11 protein-coding genes, 2 rRNA genes and 3 pseudogenes (1 of these 16 running past the window's edge) are annotated in these 14,087 nt (G+C 59.2%); 9 read left to right on the top strand and 7 right to left on the bottom strand.

Annotated features, from left to right (window positions below; genetic code table 11):
• Together QFW87_RS10890 and rrf are read left to right on the top strand one after the other, a co-directional pair.
• Window positions 1-526 (top strand): 23S ribosomal RNA (locus QFW87_RS10890); it begins 2,366 nt to the left of the window's first position.
• Between the two features lie 154 nt (window positions 527-680).
• Window positions 681-796: ribosomal RNA gene (gene rrf, locus QFW87_RS10895) — 5S ribosomal RNA — on the top strand.
• Between the two features lie 73 nt (window positions 797-869).
• On the opposite strand, the pseudogene QFW87_RS10900 reads toward rrf, so the two are convergent.
• A pseudogene (locus tag QFW87_RS10900) lies at window positions 870-1,263 on the bottom strand (hypothetical protein).
• Window positions 1,264-1,769: 506 nt separating this feature from the next.
• Here QFW87_RS10900 and QFW87_RS10905 point away from each other — a divergent pair.
• Window positions 1,770-2,703 (top strand): annotated as a pseudogene (locus QFW87_RS10905) (group II intron maturase-specific domain-containing protein); the annotation flags it as partial.
• Window positions 2,704-2,721: 18 nt separating this feature from the next.
• Here QFW87_RS10905 and QFW87_RS10910 read toward each other — a convergent pair.
• The 3 genes from QFW87_RS10910 to QFW87_RS10920 all read right to left on the bottom strand — a co-directional run bounded on the left by QFW87_RS10910 (window position 2,722) and on the right by QFW87_RS10920 (window position 4,775).
• The gene (locus QFW87_RS10910; protein WP_123367371.1) at window positions 2,722-3,135 is read right to left on the bottom strand and encodes a VOC family protein; all 414 of its coding nucleotides are present in this window, start codon (window positions 3,133-3,135) and stop codon (window positions 2,722-2,724) included.
• A gap of 199 nt (window positions 3,136-3,334) precedes the next feature.
• The gene (locus QFW87_RS10915; RefSeq protein ID WP_283183891.1) at window positions 3,335-3,937 is read right to left on the bottom strand and encodes a TetR/AcrR family transcriptional regulator; all 603 of its coding nucleotides are present in this window, start codon (window positions 3,935-3,937) and stop codon (window positions 3,335-3,337) included.
• Entirely contained in the window at window positions 3,924-4,775 is an 852-nt protein-coding gene (locus tag QFW87_RS10920; protein ID WP_283183892.1) for a 3-hydroxybutyryl-CoA dehydrogenase, read from the bottom strand. Before QFW87_RS10920 ends, QFW87_RS10915 begins: the two co-directional genes overlap by 14 nt.
• Before the next feature lie 165 nt (window positions 4,776-4,940).
• Between QFW87_RS10920 and QFW87_RS10925 the strand changes: the two genes are divergently transcribed.
• From QFW87_RS10925 to QFW87_RS10945, 5 genes and pseudogenes are all read left to right on the top strand, one after another.
• Window positions 4,941-5,960: an AraC family transcriptional regulator gene (locus QFW87_RS10925; RefSeq protein ID WP_283190474.1), complete on the top strand. Its 1,020-nt coding sequence runs from the start codon at window positions 4,941-4,943 to the stop codon at window positions 5,958-5,960.
• Entirely contained in the window at window positions 5,957-7,771 is a 1,815-nt protein-coding gene (locus QFW87_RS10930; RefSeq protein WP_283190475.1) for an ABC transporter ATP-binding protein, read from the top strand. The genes QFW87_RS10925 and QFW87_RS10930 overlap by 4 nt, the downstream gene beginning before the upstream one ends.
• Before the next feature lie 255 nt (window positions 7,772-8,026).
• On the top strand, window positions 8,027-9,859 hold the full coding sequence (locus QFW87_RS10935; protein ID WP_283190476.1) for a hypothetical protein: 1,833 nt from the start codon (window positions 8,027-8,029) through the stop codon (window positions 9,857-9,859).
• Between the two features lie 56 nt (window positions 9,860-9,915).
• A pseudogene (locus tag QFW87_RS10940) lies at window positions 9,916-10,035 on the top strand (LysR family transcriptional regulator); the annotation flags it as partial.
• Window positions 10,028-10,609: an antibiotic biosynthesis monooxygenase gene (locus tag QFW87_RS10945; RefSeq protein WP_283190477.1), complete on the top strand. Its 582-nt coding sequence runs from the start codon at window positions 10,028-10,030 to the stop codon at window positions 10,607-10,609. The pseudogene QFW87_RS10940 and the gene QFW87_RS10945, both read left to right, overlap by 8 nt.
• Window positions 10,610-10,701: 92 nt before the next feature.
• Here the strand turns inward: QFW87_RS10945 and QFW87_RS10950 are convergent, their stop codons facing one another.
• From QFW87_RS10950 to gspG, 3 genes are all read right to left on the bottom strand, one after another.
• The gene (locus tag QFW87_RS10950; protein WP_283190478.1) at window positions 10,702-11,199 is read right to left on the bottom strand and encodes a hypothetical protein; all 498 of its coding nucleotides are present in this window, start codon (window positions 11,197-11,199) and stop codon (window positions 10,702-10,704) included.
• A gap of 149 nt (window positions 11,200-11,348) precedes the next feature.
• Window positions 11,349-12,536 carry a type II secretion system F family protein gene (locus QFW87_RS10955; protein ID WP_283183897.1) on the bottom strand — a complete coding sequence of 396 codons (1,188 nt, stop codon included), beginning with the start codon at window positions 12,534-12,536 and terminating at the stop codon, window positions 11,349-11,351.
• A 14-nt stretch (window positions 12,537-12,550) separates the two neighbouring features.
• A complete protein-coding gene (gene gspG, locus QFW87_RS10960; protein WP_283190479.1) occupies window positions 12,551-12,985 on the bottom strand; it encodes a type II secretion system major pseudopilin GspG in 435 nt (144 codons plus the stop codon).
• A gap of 194 nt (window positions 12,986-13,179) precedes the next feature.
• Here gspG and QFW87_RS10965 point away from each other — a divergent pair, with 194 nt between their 5' ends.
• Window positions 13,180-13,788 (top strand): lytic transglycosylase domain-containing protein, encoded by a 609-nt coding sequence (locus tag QFW87_RS10965; RefSeq protein WP_283190480.1) that lies wholly within the window; start codon window positions 13,180-13,182, stop codon window positions 13,786-13,788.
• Window positions 13,789-14,087 lie beyond the last annotated feature (299 nt).

The following is a 14,087-nucleotide window of genomic DNA, read 5'->3' on the forward strand; positions in this document are numbered from 1 at the left end:
GTAGGTCTTAGTGATCCGGTGGTTCTGTATGGAAGGGCCATCGCTCAACGGATAAAAGGTACTCCGGGGATAACAGGCTGATACCGCCCAAGAGTTCATATCGACGGCGGTGTTTGGCACCTCGATGTCGGCTCATCACATCCTGGGGCTGAAGCCGGTCCCAAGGGTATGGCTGTTCGCCATTTAAAGTGGTACGCGAGCTGGGTTTAGAACGTCGTGAGACAGTTCGGTCCCTATCTGCCGTGGACGTTTGAGATTTGAGAGGGGCTGCTCCTAGTACGAGAGGACCGGAGTGGACGAACCTCTGGTGTTCCGGTTGTCACGCCAGTGGCATTGCCGGGTAGCTATGTTCGGAATAGATAACCGCTGAAAGCATCTAAGCGGGAAACTAGCCTCAAGATGAGATCTCACTGGGACCTTGAGTCCCCTGAAGGGCCGTCGAAGACTACGACGTTGATAGGTTGGGTGTGTAAGCGCTGTGAGGCGTTGAGCTAACCAATACTAATTGCCCGTGAGGCTTGACCATATAACACCCAAGCAATTTGCTGACCTGAAGAGGCACCAGATTGCGGTGTGTGAAGACGACACAAGTCGAAAATTTGCAACGCAACACACAAATCTATCACCTGCCCATTCGCTGGAGCGTGATCCGCAAGGAGAACGACCTGGCTACTGAATTTCTTGACGACCATAGAGCATTGGAACCACCTGATCCCATCCCGAACTCAGCAGTGAAACGATGCATCGCCGATGGTAGTGTGGGGTTTCCCCATGTGAGAGTAGGTCATCGTCAAGATTGAATTCCGAAACCCCTATCTGCGTATGCAGGTAGGGGTTTTGTTTTGTCTGCAGGAAAGTGCGAACGGACATTACCGGTACTTGATCACAATCCCTTTGAGTTTCCGACCTTCGATGGTTTTTACGTCGCGAGCCAACAGTGGACCGGTGACATAGGCGCCCACCGGTTGGATATGGTCGTAGACCACCACCACGGCATCGCCGCCGAGCTTGGCGGACTCTTCGCGTAGTTTTTCTTCTACCTGAGTGATGGGAGCAGCAGGCTCGACGCTCGCGTCGATGACCACCTCACCCAATCGGACGTGAGGGCTAAGAGGCTCGGTGCAGGATGCTCCACGCCCACATAGGCGGTGGTCTGGGCGTCGACGGTGCGCACCCACTCAGCGCCAGCAGAGTGGCGGTGAGCCCTGCAGCCAGCAGTGACAGTTTGAAACGAGTGGACCAAGGCACGTCATGGGCAGGCATAGTGGGGTTCCTCCGAACAATCTGCTGCTGTACGAGATAGTGTGTTGACGGTCAGACCGTTCGGCAGTTGCCAGAAGCCCAACCTTTTCAGGTTGGGCTTTTTCATGGTGCGCCAGGCATGGCGCGTTGCGCGCAAGCGCAACCAGCTTGGCTGGGTGGCCACGCTGGTGACTTGGAGGTGCAAGTCCTCTACACACCCGGCAAGGGGAAGTGTTAGCCAAAGGCAAGGGTGTCGCGAGGCAAAATGCTGGCCTGACGAACAGGAAGCGGATGAGGCGGCGTAGCGGGGGTAAGACGGCCATAATCGTCAAAGCCCAATACTTGCACGGAACGCTACGACGTATATCCGACAGGCATAAGCAGGAAGGTCGCGCGAATTACCCTGGGAGATCTGCACGTTTGCCACTGTGCTACCGAGCGTCGAGAGGCGACGGGATGAGCGTGCAGAAGTCAGCCGAGGCCGTAGTAAGTGGCAAATAACCCTGCCACCAAGGGCCGAACAGGTTATGCCGCCAGTAGGCGTCAGAGTCTCGTCGAATGTCGAAAAGCAGAAATTTCTCCGAGGGAGAACTGTGACCCCTAGTTCCGGACAGAATTCGCGGATGACGGCTGGCAGTGCGCAGGCATCGGCGACGTCTGTGGCGTGGACGAACGCGGAGCCGGGCACGCTGATGGCGCGGGTGCTTGCACCGGCCAACCTCAAGCGTGCGTATCAGCGCGTGGTCAGCAACAAGGGTGCGCCGGGGGCCGATGGCATGACGGTCGACGAGTTGGCGGGCTACGTGGAACAGTATTGGCCAACCCTCAAGGCCAGGTTGCTGGCCGGCGAGTATCACCCGCAAGGTGTACGCGCCGTCGAAATCCCCAAACCCAAAGGCGGCACAAGACAGCTGGGTATCCCCAGCGTCGTGGATCGCCTGATCCAACAGGCATTGCTGCAACAGCTCACGCCGATCTTCGACCCGCTATTCTCGGACAATAGCTACGGCTTCCGACCGGGCATAAGCGCCCACCAAGCCATCGAGAAACCCCGCGCCCATGTGGTGGCGGGTCACTGCTGGTGCGTGGAACTCGATCTGGAGAAGTTCTTCGATCGGGTCAACACACGATGTATTGATGGCCCATGTGGCACGGCCTTGGGTCTGCGACTATCTGGGTTATGGGATGAGCTGGCATCAACAGCCAAGGCTGAGAGTAGCGACAATGAGTCTGGGTCGCTTACGCGACCGACTCAGAGACCTGCTGCACGGAGCAGGGGGCCACAAGATGGCGAACGTCATCGAGCGGATTAACCCTGTACTGCGCGGCTGGGCTGGCTACTTCAAACTCAGTCAGAGCAAGCGACCGATTGAGGAACTGGACGGGTGGGTGCGGCATAAACTTCGCTGCGTCATCTGGCGCCAATGGAAGCAGCCCTCGACGAGGGCACGCAACCTGATGCCTTGAGAAAGTTGAGTTTCATTGATCCTTTTCGCAATTCACCATCCACGAAACACCAAACCGATCAACCAACATGCCGAAGCGAGCCGCCCAGAACGTGGTTTCCAGTGGCATTTCAACCTTGCCGCCGTCCGACAACGCAGAAAACACCCGTTCAGCCTCCGCAATGCTGTCGACATTCAGTGAAACCGAACAGCCGCTCATTTCGTCAGTAGGGCGATCAGGTGTTGTGTCCGAGCCCATGATCGCCTGATCGCCCACCAGCAGGCGGGTGTGGATGATCAGGTTGTGGTAGTCCGCCGGAAAGTGCTCGCGCGCGGGGCTTTCGCCGAAGGTCATCATGACTTCGATCTGGCCTGGCAGGCTTTGGGCATAGAAGGTGAAGGCGGCTTTGCAATCGCCGTTGAAGATCAGGTAGGGATTGATTTTCATGCTTTGCTCCCGGTTACGAAGAGGCGAAGAGAGGCCGAATTCACCTCAGGCTCCGCAGTGATTGGGCTCCCTTTAGCAAAGCGTTAGATGTCGTGATTGGCGGGAATTGTTTAGATGTTTTTTCTATTGAAGCGGCGCGGCTTATGGCTTCCGGCGCCTAGGTGTCGATCCACGGTCACGGGGATATCGTCCTGGGTCCTCAAGCTGCTGCGCGTGGAACCGAGGGGCGCAGCAAACGTTCGATGGCTCCACTCACCAGACTCTCCAACAGCTCAACGCGCTCCCGCTCATCCAGCGAATGTTGCACCAACCAGCCGGGTGCGCTGTTGAGTAAGTTTGCGATTGCATGTCCGGCGGCCAGCAAACCCTGTTCACTGAAGCGGGATCGAGCCCCGAGCATCAGCAGCAATTTGCGCTCGTATTGCTCGCGCAGCTGCCTAACCCGTTCCTGTTGCTCTTCATTCAGGCAGCCGCTGTCACGCTCTGCCAGACGGAAATGCCAAGGCATTTCCTGATGCAGGTTCAAATGCGCTCGGATAAGGGCATGGAGTTTGTCACGTTTTGCCGACGCCTTTTGCTCGATCCGCCCCAAGGTTGCCAACAGCTCTTCGTAGAACTCTTCGATCAGGTCGAGCAGCAAGTGCTGTTTGCTGGGGTAATGGTGATACAACGAGCCGGGGGCGAGGCCCAGACAGGTCGCGAGCTCACGCATGCCGACCTGTCCGAAACCTTTGCAGGCGAACAGCTCCAGCACCTTGTCCCGGTACTCGGCAAAGCGCGAGCAGCGCTCAGGCATAGGCATGGAAGCCACGCCCCGTTTTGCGCCCCAGGTAACCGGCGGCGACCATTTCCTTGAGCAGTGGAGCAGGGCGGTATTTGCTGTCGTTGAAGCCGTCGTAGAAGGCTTCGAGAATGGCCAGCACGGTGTCCAAACCGATCAGGTCCGCCAACGCCAGCGGCCCGATCGGCTGATTGCAGCCCAGGCGCATGCCGGCGTCGATGTCTTCGGCGCTGGCCAGGCCTTCCTGAAACACCAGGATCGCTTCGTTGATCATCGGCACTAGAATCCGGTTGACCACGAAGCCCGGACGGTTGCCGGCGGTGATCGCGGTTTTGCCGAGAGTGGTCGCCATGTCCAGCGCCAGGGCGTGGGTGGCGTCGCTGGTTTGCAAACCGCGAATCACCTCGATCAGGCCCATCACCGGCACCGGGTTGAAGAAGTGCAGGCCGATGAAGCGCTCAGGCTGGCTCACGCTGGCAGCGAGTTGGGTGATGGACAGCGAAGACGTGTTGGAGGCAATCACGCAATCGTCGCTGACCTGCGCGGCGATCTGTTGCAGCACGCGCAGTTTCAGCTCGAGGTTTTCGGTCGCGGCTTCGATCACCAGTTGCACGTTCTGCAGGTTGCTGTAGTCGGTGCTGGTGCGGATCTTGTCGAGGGCGGCGAGCTTTTGCTCTTGCGTCAGCGTTTCCTTGGCAACCTGTCGATCGAGGTTTTTACTGACGGTTGCGAGGGCCTTTTGCAGAGCGCTCTCGGAGATGTCGAGCAAGGTCACGTTAAAACCGGCCAAGGCGCAGACTTGCGCAATGCCATTGCCCATGGTGCCTGCGCCGATCACGCCAATGTTTTGCAGATTCATGTTCTGTCCTTCCGATCAAATCCCGCGATACCTTGGCCGCCGTAGTGGCCGAAGGCGTACTATTGGCCGCGAGTCTAGAGCCGGCAGGGCGGTTGTCCTATGCCGAAACTGTTCAACGGCACTGGTGTTTTTTGCCATTCGGGTGATGGGGAGAGAAGCGTTCACATGCGGGAAAAGGACTCGGTTTCTGCCTACTTCGTGCAGGCAATGATCCATGGGCTGGGAAACAATCCGCAACGTCAGAGGGCTGCGCTTGAAGAGGCCGGCATCGATCCTGCGTTGATTGAGCAGCCTACTGCGCGTGTACCGGCGAGTGCGTTTGCCGCGTTGTGGTTGATTCAGATCCGCGAGCTCAACGATGAGTTCTTCGGACTCGATTCTCATGGCATGCCGCCGGGCGGTTTCGCCCTGATCTGCCGGGCATTGATTCAGGAACCTGACCTGCACAAAGCCATGCGCCAGTGCCTGGCCAATTTCGCGCTATTCCTCCACGACTTTCGCGGCACGCTGACGGTGCGCGGAAAACGTGCGGTGATCAGCCTGCAGAACCACTCGCCAAACAGCGACGTCAGTCGTTTGGGCGAGGAGACGTTTCTGGTGTTGATGATCAGTCTGCTCTGCTGGCTGGGTGGGCGGCGCATCCCTATCGACCGCGCAGATTTTCGCCACGAACGTGTGTCGCTCAGCGATGACCGTTTGCTCTGGGGACCGAACCTGACCTTTGGCGCGGAGCGCACCGAAATCGAATTCGCCAGCCACTATCTGCGTCTGCCGGTGGTTCAGGATCTGGCATCACTGAAAGTGTTTTTGCGCACCGCACCGCAATGGCTGGTGATCCGTTTTCGCAATCAACACGGCCTGGCGTCGCAGGTCCACCAGCGCCTGCGTAACAGCCATTACAGCCAATGGCCCACCTTGCAGGCCTTCGCCCTGGAACAGCACCTGAGCCCCAGCACTTTCCGCCGAAAGCTGGAGCGTGAAGGGTGTTCGTATCAGGAGATCAAGGACGAGGTGCGGCGTGGTGTTGCCTTCGAACAGCTGCGCCAGAGCCGAGCGAGCATCAGTGACATTGCCGAGCAGCTTGGCTTTCAGGAGCCGAGTGCGTTCCATCGGGCTTTCAAAAAGTGGACGGGAGAAAGTCCGGGGCGATATCGGGCGAGGTATCAGGGGGAGCTCACGGAGTGAACCCTGTTCTTGATCGTTTCACCTCGTTACTCGACCAGGCGAGACGCGCCTTGCTGCTGGTCTGGGCAACGTCTCGCGGACTGTTTCTGGGATTGGTGCTGGCTACCCTGATCGCCGGCGTACTTCCAGCACTGGCGGCGTGGTTAGGCCAACGCATCGTCGATGCGGTCGTCACCGCCATGCAGTTGCACGCGCAACAGGGCAGTGCGCCGTTGTGGCCGGTCGTGCGTTATGTGCTGTTTGAAGCGGGCGTGCTCGCATTGCTGTCCGGAGCTCAGCGGGCGCTGTCGGTCCAGCAATCGCTGCTGCGGGTGCAGTTGGGGCAGAAGGTCAATACGATGATTCTGGAGAAGGCCCAGACGTTATCGCTGGTGCAGTTCGAGAATTCGGAGTTCTACGACAAACTGGTTCGGGTGCGCCGCGAGGCTTCGACCCGGCCGTTGGCGCTGGTGATGAAGTCGTTGGGGTTGATCCAGAACCTGATCGTGTTGATCAGCTTCGGTGTGTTGCTGGTGCATTTTTCGCCTTGGGCGCTGGTGCTGCTGGTGGTCGGTGCACTACCGGTATTCTTCGCCGAAGCGCATTTTTCCGGTGATGCTTTCAGACTGTTCACTCGCCGCGCGCCGGAGAGTCGGCAACAGAGTTACATCGAAACGCTCCTCTCTCACGAGGGCTACATCAAAGAGGTCAAACTGTTCGGTTTCGCGCCGCTGCTGTTGAAGCGTTATCGCGAGACGTTCGCGCGGCTCTATGCCGAAGACCGGCGCCTGACGCTACGTCGAGATGGCTGGGGATTTGTCCTCGGTCTACTGGGCACCGGCGCGTTTTATCTGGCCTATGCCTGGGTGGTGGTCGATACCGTCCACGGCAACATCAGCCTCGGTCAGATGACCATGTACCTGGTGTTGTTCAAGCAAGGGCAGACGGCGGTGAGCAGCAGCCTGAGTGCCATCAGCGGTCTCTACGAAGATGGCCTGTACCTCTCCAGCCTTTATGAATACCTGGCCGAGCCTGTTGTCGCCGATACCGGCAGCCTTACCGTGGGTGCGGTCCCCGGCGATGGCCTGCGTTTCGAGAACGTCGGTTTCCGCTATCCGGGCGCCAGTCGCGCCGCGCTGGAAGGCATCGATCTTCACCTTGTGCCCGGCCACAGTGTGGCGCTGGTGGGGGAGAACGGTTCGGGCAAGACCACGCTGATCAAATTACTGACGCGGCTGTACCGTCCTGATCAGGGCCGTATCCTGCTGGACGGCAGTGATCTGCACGCGTGGGAAGAAGACGCGCTGCGGCGGCGCATCGGGGTGATTTTTCAGGATTACATCCGCTACCAATTCTCCGTCGGCGAGAACATCGGCGTCGGTGACACGCTGGCGTTCAACGATGAACAGCGCTGGCAGGAGGCTGCCGCCGAGGGCATGGCCGCCCCCTTTATCGAGGGGCTGGATCGAGGGTATGCCACGCAATTGGGACGGTGGTTCGCCGGGGGGCAGGAACTGTCCGGCGGGCAATGGCAGAAGATCGCGTTGTCGCGCGCCTACATGCGGCGCAACGCCGATATTCTGATTCTGGATGAGCCGACCTCGGCACTCGACCCTGCGGCGGAAGCTGCGGTGTTCGAGCACTTCAGTGAGCACACTGAAGGCCGGATGACGTTGCTGATCTCTCACCGGTTTTCCAGCGTGCGCAATGCGGACCACATCATCGTGCTGGACCAGGGCGCGATCCTTGAACGGGGTGATCACGACAGTCTGGTGGCCGCGGGCGGGCGCTATGCAAAGTTGTTTGATTTGCAGGCCCGCGGTTACCGATAGCGCTCAAGACTCCTGAGAAGCCCGCGTCACTTTCGTTTAGCAGCGATGTGTCGCGGCTTCACAACTTTAGGAGCTTCATAGGTTCAAGATCACCCCCGACCCATCAGAAACCGACGACATTCCCTCGACTCCAAAAAACTCCACGAAGCCGCCGACCGCGCCCTCGATCATTACCTGTAACTTCCTACCATTCGTCCGTTATAGCCGTTGACCTGTTATTTCTGACAGTAGCGCATGTTGCGAATCCGGAGTGTGATGAGCCTGCGTCCCAAGGGGGCAAGTTCAATCACGCTCAAGGAAAGAATGATGAACATCCCGTCTGCCGTAGAAAGTGTCATCGACCTGCTGCCACCGTCCATCAAGGAAAATCCCGACAACACCAACCTGAACCCGATTGCGGTCAAAGACACCCTTACAGTCATCGTGGATTACGTCATGGAACCCGATGACAGAATCAGCGTGACCTGGACAGGCGCGGCGGGCACCCCGGCCGAGGGTTCCTACACCACGGGTTTCGTCGAGGCTGGCAGTACCGGTCCCAGAGAAATACCGCTGCCCAATTCGATGGTGGCCTTCAACCTGGACAAAACCATGACGCTGACCTACACCGTCATCCGTGGGTCCTCGGCGCCTATGCCCTCGCTACCGCTGACGTTGAATGTGTTGCCGCTTGCGCAAGGCGCGCTGCCCAGGCCGTTTATTGCACAAGCGCCCGGCAATGGCACAGGTCAGGTGCTGGACGTGAGTAACCTGACTGAATTCACCCTGCGCATGAATGGATGGCCACTGATCGCTTTCGGTCAGTACGTATGGTTGCGCCTGAAAGGGACCAACGCCGACGGTAGCTTTTTAAACCTTACGTACTGGAAGGCGCCCACCAACAACGTCAGTCAGCCATGGATCATCTACGGCTTCCATGCGCAAAACTTTTCGGCCAACCCGTTGAAGAGGCTCAAGGATGGCAGCACGCTGGCCCTGGAGTTTAAAGCGGCACTGGACAGAAATCTGGATGAGGCTCGGGCGGTGAGGTTTGCGTTGCGGACCTACATCATCAGAACGCGTGCCGAGACAACGCCGGTGATTGAGTCGGTGAAAGACTCAAGCGATCAGGAGATTCCCAATGGGGGTAATACCGATCAAACCAATGTGACGGTAACCGGCACCGTGATGGCGGGTGAAGAAGTGGAAGTCTTTGACGGGGAAATTTCCCGAGGCATGGTCAGGGCCGATTCCGGTGATCGCTGGGAACTCCCGGTGACGGGGCTGGCCAATGGAAGCCACATGTTCACGGCCAAAGCCTTGTATGGCAGTGGTGAAGTGTCCAACAAATGGACGATCAACATAGCGTCGCTATTGCTGCAGCCGCCGTCCATCAAAGAGGCTCCCGACAACACCAACCTGAACCCGATTGCGGCCAGGGATCGCCTGACCGCCGTCGTGGATTACGCCATGGAACCCGAGGACAGCATCAGCGTGACCTGGACAGGCGCGCCGGGCACTCCGGATGGGGGGTCGCGAACCACGCCCCCCGTCGCGGCCGGTAGCACAAGGCCGAGGGAAATACCGCTGCCCATTTCACTGGTGCGTTTCAATCTGAAAAAACCGGTGACAGTGTCTTTCACCTACACCCGTGGGGCATCGACTCCGCAGACCTCACTACCGCGTCTCCTGAATGTGCTGACAATCCCGGCAGATGAGTTAATTGCGCCGGTGATTACCCAGGCGAACGGTACGTCGGTGCTGGACCTCAAAGACGTGTTCAATGGTGGGACCCTTCGACTTGGCAGCTGGCCGCATATTGCCGTCGCCCAGCGGATATGGCTGAACCTGGAAGGCCAAAATGCAGGGGGGAACGCTCATAATCTTACGATCTGGACGGGGGGGCGCAACGCGGTCACTCGAGGATGGGTCTCGACTGGCAGCTTCGACGCCCATGTTCTTTACGATTACCTGAAGGAACTCGGGGATGGCAGTAAATTGTCCATCCTCTTTCGGGTGAATATGGACGGGGTGGCGAATCTGGCGACGGCGGTGAGTTTTCCGGCGCGTATCTATACCGTCGTGGGAAAGAAGAACGGTCTCTTATGAAGCCGTTTTTTTTTGCCTGGAAGAAAGCTGATGGTCAGGGGAAGCTGCTTAACGTCAGCGTGGCCAAAGGGCTGTTCGGCTTGCTGCTGTTGATTCTGTTCAGCAGCCTCTTCATCGCCGGTCCGAAACGGCCGGCGCTTGATGTCCGTTTCACCGGAGCCTTGCGTGATGCCTGAATCCAATCGTTTAGAGGAAGTCGTGACCCTGATCGTCAAACACCGGGTCAAGGCCGGATTTGAAGTGCCTTACGAAGCCTGGCTTCGACACATCGTGGGTGTGGCGGGGCAGAGCGAAGGGCATCTGGGCGTGGACGTGATTCACGGCAAGAGCAGCGGCCTGGATATGTTCACCTGCGTGCTGCGTTTTTGCTCCACCGAGGCGATGCAGCGCTGGCTCGATTCGCCGCAACGGCAAGCACTGGTCGACGAAGCCACGCCGATGCTGGCGGACGGTGATCAGACTGAGGTCAACCCGGTTAATGAATTCTGGTTCGCCCCGCAGACCGAAGCGGGATCGCCACCGCCGCGCTGGAAGCAGGCTGTGGTGACGTTGTTGGTGATTCCGCCGCACACTTTGCTGGTGCCGCTGATCTGGGGACCGTTGTTGCAGCTCAACACTTTCCTCTCCAATTACATCATTGCCACCTTCCTGATCACCCTGACCATCGTGCTGTCGGTGGTGTACTTGTTCATGCCGATGGCGACGCGATTGTTCGCGCCTTGGCTGTCCCATTCCGGCCCGAGCCGCTGACGTTATCGGCGGTTAACACGATCCACTGTGGGAGCCGAGCTTGCTCCGGGCGGCTCCTACAGGGAGCTGTGTTGTTTGGGCATCAGCAGTTGTCAGGACCTTTTGTCATCGCCTGGCTCACCGCCGACATGCACACCGTGGTCATCGCCGACTTCACCCGAGCGATGCACACCGTGGTCATCACCGACTTCACCGGAGCGATGAACGCCGTGATCATCCCCAGGTTCGGCGTGAGTGCCGCTACGCCCGGAAGAGGACGAGGCCGAGTTGCCGGAATGGCCCGAGCCATGGTCGCTGCCACTGTGACCGCTGCCGCTATTGCCGCCACTACCGCTTCCCCCGTGACCGCCGCTATTGCCTCCGCTGCCGCTTCCACCGTGACCACCGCCAGAGCCCCCGCCACCCCCGGAGCCGCCACCCCCACCGCCAGAGCCTCCACCGCCCCCGCCACCAGAGCCGCCCCCTCCGCCACTTCCACCCTCCTTGGCCTGTGCGCTCGATACACCGGACAGGCTGTCCGGAATCAATACGGTAGACGCCGACAGAACTGCGCCAATCGCTACTGCCAGTAAAAGCTTGTTGATGTGCATGTCGTTCTCCGTCTTCTTAATTCGGGTTGGAACGTTGATGAACAATGCAACGTGCTGCTTGATTCAGTTGATAAACACTTCAACGCACCGATTTATTCATTTGTAAGTCGATAAACAATGCAACGTGCCGTTCGACCCTGTTCCAGGGCTCAGTGAATACTCGAGGCCAGCTCGAAAATCGGGATGTACATCAGGATCACGATCACCCCGATCAGCAGGCCGATGAAGGTCATGAGCAAGGGTTCGAACAGCCGCACGAACCATTCGATCCAGCGGCTGATTTCTTCGTCGTAGAAGTCGGCGCTGCGCTCCATCATTTGCCCGAGGTTGCCGGACTGCTCGCCGGCGCGCAGCAAGCGCAGGGACACTGGAGTCACGAGGTGATTGAGTTCCAGGGCGGTCGACAGCGACTGGCCCTCGCGCACCCGTTCGCAGGCCTGGTCCAGGCGCGCGCGGGAGGCGACGGTGAGCAGGCCGCGAACCATGCCCATGGCGGTGACGAGGGGAATGCCGCCTTGCAGCAGAATCCCCAGCGAGCGGTAGAAGCGCGCCAGTTCGTACATGAAAATGCGTTGATGGACCGCCGGGAGTTTTTCAACCACGCGGTCCAGGCCCCGACGAAAGGCCGGTTGGCGCTGGAGGAAGGTGAGGGCGACGATGATCGCCAGCAATGCGCCGAAGAATTCGCCCTGATGGGCGTGCAGGAACATCCCGCTGCTCATCAGGATCTGCGACAGCCACGGCAGGTTCGAGCCCAGCCCTTCGAACACCAGGCTGAAGCGCGGCACCACGTAGCCCATCAGAAACAACACCACGCCACCGCCCACCACCAGCAACAGCAGGGGGTAGATCGAAGCGCTGACGATTTTTTGCCGAACCTCGTCCATGCGCTGGCGATAGCTGACATAGCGGCCCAGGGCATCGCCCACGGCGCCGGTCTTCTCGCTGGACTGTACTAGCGCAACATAGAGAGGGGGAAAAACCGCTGACAACTGGCCAAGTGCCTGGGAGAACGATTTGCCTTCATAAAGCAGGCGCACCAGTTCGCTCAAGGTCTTGCGGGCCTGGGGCGCGTTCTCTTTTTCCGCGAGGCTTTCCAGCGCATCGATCAGCGGCAGGCCCGCATTGAGCAACGTGGTTAGTTCCTGGCTGAACAGCACCAGGTTGAAGGTCTCTCGCTGTCGTAAGCGCAGCGCACGCCAGTGACGCTCGGCGTACAGGCTGATCACCCGGTAGCCCTGGTCTTCAACGATACGCCGGGCTTCGCTGTGGCCGAGCGCCTCGACGGTCATCGAGACGACGCCGGCCTTGCCAACGGCTTTGAGATGAAATCGCATAGTCGCCACTCCCGTTATTGCCAGCTGGTGACTTCGGCGTTTTCGCCTTCGCCGCCGGGTTGTCCGTCCTTGCCCATGGACAACAAGTCGTATTCGCCGTTTTCGCCGGGGTGGCGATAGGTGTAGTTACGGCCCCACGGATCCTGCGGGAGTTTTTTCTGCAAGTAAGGGCCGGTCCAGCGGGTTTCATCGCTGGGCGCGGTGACCAGCGCCTGCAAACCCTGTTCGGTCGACGGGTAATGACCGACCTCCAGACGGTACAGGTCCAGTGCTTTGCCCAGACCTTCTATTTGCGCCTTGGCCACCTTCACTTCGGAGCGGCCCAGTTGGGCGAAATACTTCGGCGCGACGATGCCAGCCAACAGCCCCAGCACCACCAGCACCACCAACAGTTCGAGCAGGGTGAACCCGCGTTGAGTACGCGGGGCGGAACGCAAACGCTGATTCATGATGACCTCACACAGTCGGCAGAAGGGTCGCCGTGAAGGCTTATGCAATTGCCATGCACATGCCCGGGCATTCTTCTGCAACCCCTGAATTACGGGCCTTTTCGCATCCGGCGCAGTGCTTGCATATGGCTGGTTTACTACCGGCCATTGGGGCATTAGCCCCATTTTTCGGGGCCGGCAGGGGAGGCTGAAAAATGAAAACACTCACCACAGGACTGCTCGGTCTGCTGGTGCTGACCGGCGTCGTACAGGCCGATGTGTTCGTTTCCGTCGACGCCAAGGGCAGCTACGTTCTGTCCAATGTCCACCGTCCCGGCCGCACCTATGAACGGGTGATTCACGAACCAGAATCCGCCCGGGTCAGCATGGATCAGCAACCCCAGATGATTGCTCGGCAGCCCTATGCCGAGCTGGTGTCGGCGGCCGCCACGGCCAATGAATTACCGGCAGCGCTGTTGCATGCGGTGATCCAGGCCGAGTCCGCGTATGACTCCCGTGCGCGGTCACCCAAGGGCGCGGGCGGGTTGATGCAATTGATGCCTGACACCGCCCGGGAGTTGGGGGTGAAGAATGTCTACGACCCGAAAGCCAACATTCAGGGTGGCGCCAAGTACCTGAAGCACCTGATGACCCTGTTCGATAACGACATCAGCCTCGCCGTGGCGGCCTACAACGCCGGGCCGCAAGCGGTGCTCAGCCGTGGCGGGGTGATCCCGCCGTTCGCCGAAACCCAGCGTTACGTGCCCAGTGTCTTGCGCCAATACCGACGCTTGCAGGGCCTGGCCGTGGATGCGCCGCTGTGATCGGGGGTTTCCCCCCATTTGTGGGGCACCCGATCCGTACCGCCGACCGAAGACCGCAATCGTCCTGTAGCAGCTGTCGAGCTTGCGAGGCTGCGTTCGGCGGCGCAGCCGTCGTGAGATCCGGCAACGCGGTGTTTCAGGAAAACCTCACGTTCAGGTTTTACGACGGCTGCGTCCGAACGCAGCCTCGCAGGCTCGGCAGCTGCTACGGGATGTGCATTTGAGGGAAGTTTCTTCAGCCCGAAAAGTGGGGGGGATGGGTGGGGAATATCCCCCGAGTTGTTAAGTCGTTTATCTAA

It is taken from the genome of Pseudomonas sp. PMCC200344, from assembly GCF_030053095.1.
Lineage (GTDB): Bacteria > Pseudomonadota > Gammaproteobacteria > Pseudomonadales > Pseudomonadaceae > Aquipseudomonas > Aquipseudomonas svalbardensis.

Bases quoted from the DNA above. Each gene is read 5' to 3' on its own strand.
- QFW87_RS10910 (WP_123367371.1), bottom strand. From the start codon at position 3,135: ATGAAAATCAATCCCTACCTGATCTTCAACGGCGATTGCAAAGCCGCC.
- QFW87_RS10915 (WP_283183891.1), bottom strand. From the start codon at position 3,937: ATGCCTATGCCTGAGCGCTGCTCGCGCTTTGCCGAGTACCGGGACAAG.
- QFW87_RS10920 (WP_283183892.1), bottom strand. From the start codon at position 4,775: ATGAATCTGCAAAACATTGGCGTGATCGGCGCAGGCACCATGGGCAAT.
- QFW87_RS10925 (WP_283190474.1), top strand. From the start codon at position 4,941: ATGCGGGAAAAGGACTCGGTTTCTGCCTACTTCGTGCAGGCAATGATC.
- QFW87_RS10935 (WP_283190476.1), top strand. From the start codon at position 8,027: ATGAGCCTGCGTCCCAAGGGGGCAAGTTCAATCACGCTCAAGGAAAGA.
- QFW87_RS10945 (WP_283190477.1), top strand. From the start codon at position 10,028: ATGCCTGAATCCAATCGTTTAGAGGAAGTCGTGACCCTGATCGTCAAA.
- QFW87_RS10950 (WP_283190478.1), bottom strand. From the start codon at position 11,199: ATGCACATCAACAAGCTTTTACTGGCAGTAGCGATTGGCGCAGTTCTG.
- QFW87_RS10955 (WP_283183897.1), bottom strand. From the start codon at position 12,536: ATGCGATTTCATCTCAAAGCCGTTGGCAAGGCCGGCGTCGTCTCGATG.
- gspG (WP_283190479.1), bottom strand. From the start codon at position 12,985: ATGAATCAGCGTTTGCGTTCCGCCCCGCGTACTCAACGCGGGTTCACC.
- QFW87_RS10965 (WP_283190480.1), top strand. From the start codon at position 13,180: ATGAAAACACTCACCACAGGACTGCTCGGTCTGCTGGTGCTGACCGGC.